Origin of the sequence: Methyloceanibacter sp., from assembly GCF_035650995.1 — a bacterium.
Taxonomy (GTDB): Bacteria; Pseudomonadota; Alphaproteobacteria; order Rhizobiales; family Methyloligellaceae; genus Methyloceanibacter.
This window is the reverse complement of the sequence record NZ_DASRGO010000013.1, coordinates 1-8,811: the sequence shown is the minus strand read 5'-3', so window position 1 is coordinate 8,811 and position 8,811 is coordinate 1. Positions and strand designations below refer to the sequence as shown.

Genomic DNA, 8,811 nt, shown 5'->3' with positions numbered 1-8,811 from the left:
ACCTTCTTGAGTGTGGAAAGATAAGGCCCAACCAGGGACAAGGGAATGAATGCGCCGCGCGCGGTCGGATCGAGCCTGGCAATCTCCGCCCGCGCCTCGGCCAAGGACTCACACGCGCTCGCGCGGAGTTCGGCAAGCAGGCGCTCAAGCCCTGCGCTCGTTCGTCCCGCAAGCACCTCGAATTGCGATGTTCCGTGCCGCCGAAGCCCTTGTTCGGGGAGGAAGACGAGCCCCAACGCGGCATGGACCGGCAGCGCCCGCATCAGCCCGGTCAAGCCATAGGCTCTACCGGCGGGGCGCGCCGCCGCTTCGATAGCCTCAGCTTTCGCGCCGAGGATCTCGGCGGCAAGCGTGAACAGAGCGCCGGCGGTCGCATCGAGGTAGGCGTCGAGCGATGCCATGTCCGGCATGCGCTTCGTCTCGACGTCGAAGCTGCGCGCATCGATCAGGGCCAAGATTCGACCGCGGGAAAGAGTGCGGCGGGCGATCGCGGCGCCGAACGCGTCGGCGACGGGATGACCGGCTGCTTCTCCTCCCGCCGCGCGCTCGATCGCCTCGCGCCACCATTGCAACCGGATCGCCCCGAGCCCGGGCTCGCTCACAAGCTCGCCGACGCGGGCAAGCTCGGCGTTGAAGGCATAGAGGGCGAAAAGATCGGCACGGGCCTCGCGCGGAGCGAACAGGGCCGCAAGGCTACGGTCGGGATCCGCACCCCGCGCGATGCGCCTGACTGCCTCCGCTCGCTCGGCCTCATCCAAGCTCGGCCCGCCTCAAGGCTCAGATGCGCGCCGCCGCAGGGCCCCTTCCCTTGGCCTTGGCTGGGCTCGTGCTCCACGCCTCGCGCTGCACGCCCAGGATCAATTGCAGAGGCGAAGCCACGAAGATGGACGAATAGGCGCCGATCACGATGCCCCAGCACATGGCAAGCGCAAAGCCGAAGATCGTCTCGCCGCCAAAGAACAGGAAGGGCAGCATGGCGAGGAAGGTGGTGACGTGGGTCAGCACCGCGCGCGACAAGGTCTCGTTGATCGAGAGGTCGAGCAGCTCGACGAGCGGCATGCGCTTGAACTTGCGCAAATTCTCGCGCACGCGGTCGAAGATCACGACCTTGTCGTTGAGCGAGTAGCCGATGATGGTGAGCAGCGCCGCAATGCTCGAGACGTTGAATTCGAGCTGGAACAAGGAATAGAGCCCGATGGTGCCGGTCACATCGTGGATCAGGGACGCGATGGCCGCGACGGCGAACTGCCATTCGAAGCGGAACCACACATAGATGAGGATGCCGATCATGGCGATGACCACGGCGATGGTGCCGCTCGCGATCAGCTCGCCGGAAATGGTCGGCCCCACGATTTCGACACGGCGGTACTCGACAGTGTCGCCAAGCGCCTCCTTCACCTTGCCGATCGAGGCCTGCTGCTCCTGCTCGGTGGGTTGCGAGGCGATGCGGATGAGGACGGCGTCCGGCGCGCCGAATTCCTGCACCTGAACCTCGCCCAGCCCAAGGCCGCTGATCTTGCTGCGGATGTCGGCGAGGCTCGCCGGGCTTTCCTTGGTCTTGATCTCGATCAGCGTTCCGCCTTCGAAATCGATGCCCATGTTGAGGCCGATCGTGGCGACGAGGAACACAGGCGCCAAGGTCAGGAACGCCGAGACGATCCAGGTGATCGCCCGCATTCCGACGAAGTCGATCTTGGTGTGCGGTGGAATGAAATGAATGCCGCGAAACATCGGTCAGAATCCTTAGATCGGTATGAGCTGCGGCCGCGTCCAGCGCAGCCAGTAAGCGACCATGAGCCGCGTCACCGTCACGGCCGTGAACATCGAGGCGATGACGCCGATGGTCAGCGTGACGGCAAAGCCGCGCACCGGCCCCGAACCGAGCCAGAACAGGACGAGCACCGCGATCAGCGTCGTCACGTTCGAATCGACGATGGTGATGAGCGCGCGCGAATAGCCGGCGTCGACCGCCGCGAACGGCGATTTTCCGGCGCGTATCTCCTCGCGTATGCGCTCGTTGATCAGCACGTTGGCGTCGACGGCGATGCCGAGCGTGAGCACGATGCCGGCGATGCCGGGGAGCGTGAGCGTCGCTCCGATCAGCGACAAGACGGCGAAGATCAGCACGATGTTGATGATGAGCGCGAGATCGGCGAACAGACCGAACAGTCCGTAACCCACCAGCATGAAGATCATCACCAGCGCCAAGCCCATCAGGGCCGCCTTCTTGCCCGACTCGATCGAATCGGCGCCGAGACTCGCGCCGACGGTGCGCTCCTCGATCACGGTGAGCTTGGCGGGAAGGGCGCCGGATCGCAGCAGCACGGCCAGATCGTTCGCCTCCTGCACGGTGAAGTTGCCGCTGATCTGCCCGGTTCCGCCCAAGATCGGCTCGCGGATCACCGGCGCCGAGATCACCTTGTTGTCGAGAACGATGGCGAAGGGCAACCCGACATTCTCCTGGGTAACCATGGCGAAGCGCTTGGCGCCCGCGGCATCGAAGCGGAAGGTCACCACCGGCTCGCCGGTGCGCTGATCGAACGAGGCCTGGGCATCGACAAGATTTTGGCCGCTGACCAGCACTTGGCTCTTGAGCACGTAGGGAATTTGCGGCGATCCAGGCGGCGCGCCGCTCGGCGGATTGCCGTAGATGAGCTCGTCGCCGATCGGCACCTGCTTGGTCTCGGCCACCTGGGCGGCGTTGACCGACGGGTCGACCAGCTTGAATTCGAGCTTGCCGGTCTCGCCGATCAGCTTCTTCAGCCGCTCGACGTCCTGAATGCCGGGGACCTGCACAAGCACGCGGTCGCGGCCCTCGCGCTGGATGCTGGGCTCGGTGGTGCCGAAGGCGTCGACGCGGCGCCTGATGGTCTCGATCGAGGCTTGGATGGCCGCGCCCATACGATGAGTCAGGCCGACGTCGGTGATGGTCAGCGAGATGCCGTCGTTCCCGTCCTTGGCGACGTCCATGTCGTAGCCGGAGAAGCCGGAGAACACGTTGCCGCCGACCGGCTGGGCGAGCTTACGCAGCTCATCATAGGCCTTGTCCGTCTCGGCGGCATCGCGGATCTTTACTGACACCGAGCGATTGGCCACGTTCAGCTGGAGATCGGTATAGCCGATGCGCGCGCGCCTCAACGTCTCGCGCACGTCGCCTCTGGTCGTGTTCAGCCAATCCCCGACCATCTCCTTCTCGTCGAGCTGATAAAGCAGGTGGGCGCCGCCTTGCAGATCGAGGCCGAGATTGACCTGCTTGTGCGGAAGCCAAGCCGGCATGCGCTCCATGGTCGCGGCGGGGAAGACATTGGGAAGCGCAAACAGGAGGCCGGCGACGACGATGCCGAATACCAGGATCAGCTTCCATTTTTGGAAATGCAGCATGAAGCCCAAAACTCCAGTCAGGCTGGCGGTCGAAGCGCGGGCGTTAGGCCCCCCGTGTCACTCCGAAGCGGCCTTGTCCTTTTCCTTGTCCTTATCCTTGTCCTTGGCCTTGGCGGGAGCGGCGGCGCCCTCCCCCTTGCCGCGCACTTCCGAGACGGTCGAGCGCAGGATCTTGATCTTGACGCCCTCGGCGATCTCGACCTGAAGCTCCTGGTCGTCGACCTTCACCACCTTGCCGATAATGCCGCCCGAGGTCACGATGGTGTCGCCGCGGCGGATGGCTGCGATCATCGCCTGATGCTCCTTGAGCCGCTTCTGCTGCGGCCGGATCATCAGGAAATACATGATCCCGATGATTAGCATGGTCGGGATCAGGAGGCTATTCAGGTAGTCGAAGGCGCCTGGGGCGGCTTGAGCGTAAGCGAATCCGGTCATTGCTCCTGTCCTTTGCTTGGCTTAAGGATGGCCGCCCTCGGCCAACGCGGCCTTTTTCAGGCCCTTATCGCGCGAAGTGGCGCGACTATAGCGGCCAAATGAGCCTTTGCAACGGGCTGAACCATGAACTTTCAGGACCCCATTTCGGGCCTCATCGAACGCATTGCCCGCGCGCTCGAGCGGCTTGCCCCCTCCGAGCCCGAGGGCCCGGACTTCGAGGCCAGCGGGGCCTTCGTGTGGCACGCCGAGACCGACAGCTTCCTCCCCGTGGCCAAGGTCAACCGCCTGCCGCTTTCCCTGCTCAAGGGCATCGACGCGATGCGCGACACACTGCTCGCCAATACCGAGCGTTTCGCGCGCGGGTTGCCGGCCAACAATGCGCTCCTGTGGGGCGCACGCGGCATGGGCAAGAGCTCGCTTGTCAAGGCGGTGCATGGCGCGGTCGACGGGGTGAAGCTCGTCGAGATCCACCGCGACGATATCGGCTCCCTGCCTCGGCTTCTCTCCCATCTTCGCGCCGAGCCGGCGCACCGCTTCATCCTGTTCTGCGACGATCTCTCCTTCGAGGCGGTCGATGCCTCCTACAAGTCGCTCAAGGCCGTGCTCGAAGGCGGCATCGAGGGGCGTCCGGCCAATGTGATCTTCTATGCGACCTCGAACCGGCGCCACCTCATGCCGCGCGAGATGGTCGAGAACGAGCGCTCGACTGCAATCAATCCCGGCGAAGCCGTCGAGGAGAAGGTGTCGCTGTCAGACCGCTTCGGACTGTGGATCGGCTTCCACAATTGCAGCCAGGACGATTATCTCGCCATGGTGCGGGGCTACGCCGCCCATCATGGGCTCGGCGTAGCTCAAGAGGACCTCGACCGGGACGCGCTCGAATGGGCGCGCGGACGCGGCAGCCGCTCGGGACGCGTCGCCTGGCAATTCATCCAGGACCTCGCCGGGCGCCTCGGCAAACCGCTCGACTGACCTAGTCGGCGCTCGCCGCCTCGCTGCTCATGTATTTGGTGGGATCGACCGGCCGCGAGCCCTTGCGCAGCTCGAAATGCACCTCGGGCTGGCTCACCGCGCCGGTGGCGCCGGCCTTGGCGATAACCTGCCCGCGCCTCACCTTGTCGCCGCGCTTGACGAGGATCTCCTCGTTATGGGCATAGGCCGACACCCAGTTGTTGGCGTGGCGGATGAGAACGAGATTGCCGTAGCCCTTGAGCTCGTTGCCGGCATAGGCGACGACGCCGTTCTCGGCGGCCATCACTGCGGTCCCTTGCGGGACGGCGAGATCGATGCCGTCATTGTGGCCGCCGTCGGGCCTCGCGCCGAAGACCGAGATCACGCGGCCCTTGACCGGCCAGCGGAAGGTGGCGCCGGTCATGGGATCGGGCGCGGGCAGATTCTCGTTGGTGGCCACGTGCCCGGCATCCTCGCCGGTCACATCCGGAGAAGCAGCCGCCGCGTCCGTTGCCGGCTTCGTCTTCTGATCAGGCTTGCCTTTCGCCTTGGCGAGGTTGGCTTGCGCCTCTTCCTCCTCGGCGAGCGAGGGCCCCTGTCCCGCAGCCTCGGCGTTCGGGGGCGTGATGGTCGTGGTCCTGACCTTATGGACTTGCGGTTCGGCCGAGCCATTCGGCTTTGTGTCCGCCGGCGTTTCGGGCTCGGGCTCGTTCGCCGCGACGCTTTGCGCCGTCTTAGGCGCCGCGGGCTTGGGGGCTGCAGCTTGAGCGGTGGCTTGCGCCTTGGCGCCGGGGATCACCAGTTCCTGCCCGGGATGCAGGCGGCCGTCGCTCAGGTCGTTCGCGCCCATGATGGTCTCGACCGGCACGCCATAGCGGCGCGAGAGGCTCGAGAGCGTATCGCCCTTGCCGACCTTAACGTGGAGGCCCGCGAGGTGTTTCTTGTCCGCGCGCAAGGCGCTCTCGCCGTTCGGCGCGATCGGGCCCGAATAGTTCGGGCGGGCGATGCGCGACCGGTCGGGTGGCGGCAGCGGAGAATAGGACGCGGACTTCGGCGTATAGTCGGGCGGCGGCAAGTTCGCGCGTCCGACCTGCCCGCCATAGCCGCCGGGTGTGTACCCGGCCGAGTTATAGACGGTCTCCGGCGGCACCGGGATCGAGGATGTGGTCGAAGGATCGGCCGCACCCGAGCTGTCGTTGAAGCTGAGAGAACCGAGGCGCGAGGACGTGCCCGAGCTGCATCCTGCCACCAACAAGGCAACGCCGGCCGCCGCCATGAACCCGCAAGCGCCGCGGCCAGCACCCGACCAGAACGCCTGACGCATACCCTCGAACCCTCAGAACCCCCGCTCTCAGCGAGTAAAGCGCGCGAGCGGTTAACAACGCATAAAGGACTCGCTTGGCGAGCCTCTGGCGCCGCGCTAAGGCTCAGGTCTCGTCATCGTCCTCGGGCCCGCCATGCTTGCCGCGCCTCGGCTTGCGTGCGGCGAGCCCCGCGCGGCCATGCACGAGGGGCACGAAGCGCACGGGAAGAAGCGGGGTCTCGCTGATGCCGGCCTCATTCTTGTCGATCTGCACGAGCTGCTGAGCATCCCTGGTCTCGCCCAAGGGAATGATCATGCGGCCGCCCATCTTGAGCTGGTCGATCAGGGCCAAAGGAGCCTCGGGCGCCGCGGCCGTCACGATGATGCGGTCGAAGGGCGCCTGCGGCGGCCAGCCGAGCCAACCGTCGCCGATGATGGTGGTGACGTTGGTAATGCCGAGTTCGGCGAAGCGCCGGTCTGCCGCCTTCTGCAGCTCGCGCCAGCGCTCGATGGTGTAGACGCGGCGGCAAAGATGCGACAGCACCGCCGCCTGGTAGCCCGAGCCGGTGCCGATCTCGAGCACCTTGTGGCGCGGATCGAGCTCGAGCTTCTCGGTCATGAAGGCGACCACGTAAGGCTGGGAGATGGTCTGGCCGCAGTCGATCGGGAGCGCGATGTCCTTGTAGGCGTGGTCCTCGAAGGCGGGATCGACGAACAGATCGCGCGGCACAAGCTCCATAGCGCGCAACACCGCGTGGTCGCGGATGCCGCGCTGCCTGAGCTGCATGATCAGCTCGATCGGTTCGTGGGGCCTGGCCATGGCGTCCACCCCTCGTAGAGGTGGCTGGTCAGTATCCGACGATTCTTACGCCTTGTGTGAAAGACTCTTGACGTGCCCGTTCAAGACCTTGGCGAGCTTCGCCTTTGTCTTGCGGTCGGTGTAGTCGAGGCAAAGCGGGGTGACCGAGATCAGGTTGGAGCGAACCGCCCAGAGATCGGTGCCTTCCGGAGGTTTGGTGCGGCGGCGCTCGAAGACGATCCAGTAATAGGCAAGCCCGCGCGTATCGAGGCGGTCCTCGATGCGAAGCATGCCTGGATTGCGCTGGCCCTGCTCGGTGGCGACGAAGCCCGCGATCTTCTCGGGCACACAGGCCGGGAAGTTGATGTTGAGCACGATACCTTCCGGCCAGCCGGTATCGAGCAGCTTGCGCACGAGGTCCGAGCCGTGGCGCATCGGCGTCTCCCAATTGGGCACGCCCTGCTCGGGGCTCCCCTCGCCCTCGATGGCGAGGCTCATGGCCATCGACGGCACGCCGAGGAGGGTGCCTTGGATCGCGCCCGCGACGGTGCCCGAATAGGTGATGTCGTCGGCGATGTTCTGGCCGCGATTGACGCCCGACAGCACGAGATCGGGCGGAGAGCTCTTCAAGAGGTAGAGCACGCCCATGATCACGCAGTCGGTCGGCGTGCCTTTGACCGCGTAACGGCGCTTGCCGATCTCGCGGAGCCGCAGCGGCTCATGCAGGGTGAGCGAGTGCGAGGCGCCGCTGTTGTCGGTCTCCGGCGCCACGACCCAGACGTCCTCGGTGAGGTCGGTCGCGATCTTCTCGAGCACGTCGAGGCCCGGCGCCTCGATGCCGTCGTCGTTGGTGATCAGGATGCGCATTTCTGAGTCTTTTCAATGATCCAATCCAACGCGCTCGCACGTGTTCGCAAGTGCAGCGTCATGGCCGGGCTTGTCCCGCCGTCGACGATTGAGTCGACAGCACGGGCGAAAATCGTGGATGCCCGGCACAAGGCCGGGCATGACAGTTTCTGGGATATGAGGCCAACCATCACTTCGGGGCTTCGATTCTATCGAGCCCGCCCATATAGGGCTTGAGCGCGTCGGGAATGCGAACCGAGCCGTCCTCCTCCTGGTAGTTCTCGAGCACGGCGATGAGGGCGCGGCCGACGGCGACGCCAGAGCCGTTCAGCGTATGCACGAAGCGCGTCTCCTTGGCCCCCTTCGGCTTATAGCGCGCGTTCATGCGGCGGGCCTGGAAGTCGCCGCAATTCGAGCAGGAGGAGATCTCGCGATACATCCCCTGCCCCGGCAGCCAGACCTCGATGTCGTAGGTCTTCTGCGCGGCGAAGCCCATGTCGCCGGTGGAGAGCACCATCACCCGATAAGGAAGTTCGAGTCTTTTCAACACCGTCTCGGCGCAGGCTGTCATGCGCTCGTGCTCCTCGGCCGATTGCTCGGGCGTGGTGATCGACACAAGCTCGACCTTGAAGAACTGATGCTGGCGGATCATGCCGCGCGTGTCCTTGCCTGCGGCGCCTGCCTCGGCGCGGAAGCACTGCGTGCCGGCAGTTACCCGCATCGGGAGCCTCGCCTCTTCGACGATCTCCTCGCGCACGAGATTGGTCAGGGGCACTTCGGCGGTCGGGATGAGCCAACGTCTATCGCGTTGCTGTTCTAGTGATTCGAAGCCGATCTCCAATTTTCTCGCGGCATCGAGGCCTAGCTGTTGAGCAGCCTCTAGCGCTCGTTGCCAAATCGCGTTCAATCCTTCGGTTTCCAACACCTGCTCGATATGGCCGGGAAATGTTGCAAACTGGTCTTCAAAGAACTTCGGCAATTGCGCCGTGCCGAACATGGTGTCGTCGCGCACGAGAAGCGGCGGGGCGACTTCGGTGTAGCCGTGCTCGCCTGTGTGCAGGTCGAGCATGAATTGGGCGAGCGCGCGCTCGAGCCG

At 65.1% G+C, this 8,811-nt stretch carries 9 protein-coding genes; 1 reads left to right on the top strand and 8 read right to left on the bottom strand.

What is annotated here, in order from left to right:
* From VFB18_RS00905 to yajC, 4 genes are all read right to left on the bottom strand, one after another.
* On the bottom strand, positions 1–758 hold a 758-nt coding region (locus VFB18_RS00905), incomplete at its 3' end, for a phytoene/squalene synthase family protein (protein WP_324970395.1).
* 19 nt (positions 759–777) lie between these two features.
* The gene (gene secF, locus VFB18_RS00900) at positions 778–1,731 is read right to left on the bottom strand and encodes a protein translocase subunit SecF (protein WP_324970394.1); all 954 of its coding nucleotides are present in this window, start codon (positions 1,729–1,731) and stop codon (positions 778–780) included.
* Between the two features lie 12 nt (positions 1,732–1,743).
* Positions 1,744–3,381 (bottom strand): protein translocase subunit SecD, encoded by a 1,638-nt coding sequence (gene secD, locus VFB18_RS00895; RefSeq protein ID WP_324970393.1) that lies wholly within the window; start codon positions 3,379–3,381, stop codon positions 1,744–1,746.
* 57 nt (positions 3,382–3,438) lie between these two features.
* Positions 3,439–3,816, bottom strand: coding sequence for a preprotein translocase subunit YajC (gene yajC, locus VFB18_RS00890; protein ID WP_324970392.1), 378 nt, complete (start codon positions 3,814–3,816; stop codon positions 3,439–3,441).
* A 123-nt stretch (positions 3,817–3,939) separates the two neighbouring features.
* Between yajC and VFB18_RS00885 the strand changes: the two genes are divergently transcribed.
* Entirely contained in the window at positions 3,940–4,788 is an 849-nt protein-coding gene (locus VFB18_RS00885; RefSeq protein ID WP_324970391.1) for an ATP-binding protein, read from the top strand.
* 1 nt (position 4,789) lies between these two features.
* Here VFB18_RS00885 and VFB18_RS00880 read toward each other — a convergent pair whose 3' ends face one another.
* The 4 genes from VFB18_RS00880 to serS form a co-directional block, all read right to left on the bottom strand.
* Positions 4,790–6,091, bottom strand: a complete 1,302-nt coding sequence (locus VFB18_RS00880) for a M23 family metallopeptidase (RefSeq protein WP_324970390.1) — start codon at positions 6,089–6,091, stop codon at positions 4,790–4,792.
* Between the two features lie 103 nt (positions 6,092–6,194).
* Positions 6,195–6,890 (bottom strand): protein-L-isoaspartate(D-aspartate) O-methyltransferase, encoded by a 696-nt coding sequence (locus VFB18_RS00875; RefSeq protein WP_324970389.1) that lies wholly within the window; start codon positions 6,888–6,890, stop codon positions 6,195–6,197.
* Positions 6,891–6,935: 45 nt separating this feature from the next.
* Entirely contained in the window at positions 6,936–7,736 is an 801-nt protein-coding gene (gene surE / locus VFB18_RS00870; RefSeq protein WP_324970388.1) for a 5'/3'-nucleotidase SurE, read from the bottom strand.
* A gap of 169 nt (positions 7,737–7,905) precedes the next feature.
* Positions 7,906–8,811 (bottom strand): serine--tRNA ligase (serS, locus tag VFB18_RS00865; protein WP_324970387.1); only part of this gene is annotated, 906 nt, incomplete at its 5' end.

Excerpts from the sequence above, each read along its gene's own strand:
- yajC (WP_324970392.1), bottom strand. The coding sequence starts at position 3,816 with ATGACCGGATTCGCTTACGCTCAAGCCGCCCCAGGCGCCTTCGACTAC.
- VFB18_RS00875 (WP_324970389.1), bottom strand. The coding sequence starts at position 6,890 with ATGGCCAGGCCCCACGAACCGATCGAGCTGATCATGCAGCTCAGGCAG.
- surE (WP_324970388.1), bottom strand. The coding sequence starts at position 7,736 with ATGCGCATCCTGATCACCAACGACGACGGCATCGAGGCGCCGGGCCTC.
- secD (WP_324970393.1), bottom strand. The coding sequence starts at position 3,381 with ATGCTGCATTTCCAAAAATGGAAGCTGATCCTGGTATTCGGCATCGTC.
- secF (WP_324970394.1), bottom strand. The coding sequence starts at position 1,731 with ATGTTTCGCGGCATTCATTTCATTCCACCGCACACCAAGATCGACTTC.
- VFB18_RS00880 (WP_324970390.1), bottom strand. The coding sequence starts at position 6,091 with ATGCGTCAGGCGTTCTGGTCGGGTGCTGGCCGCGGCGCTTGCGGGTTC.
- VFB18_RS00885 (WP_324970391.1), top strand. The coding sequence starts at position 3,940 with ATGAACTTTCAGGACCCCATTTCGGGCCTCATCGAACGCATTGCCCGC.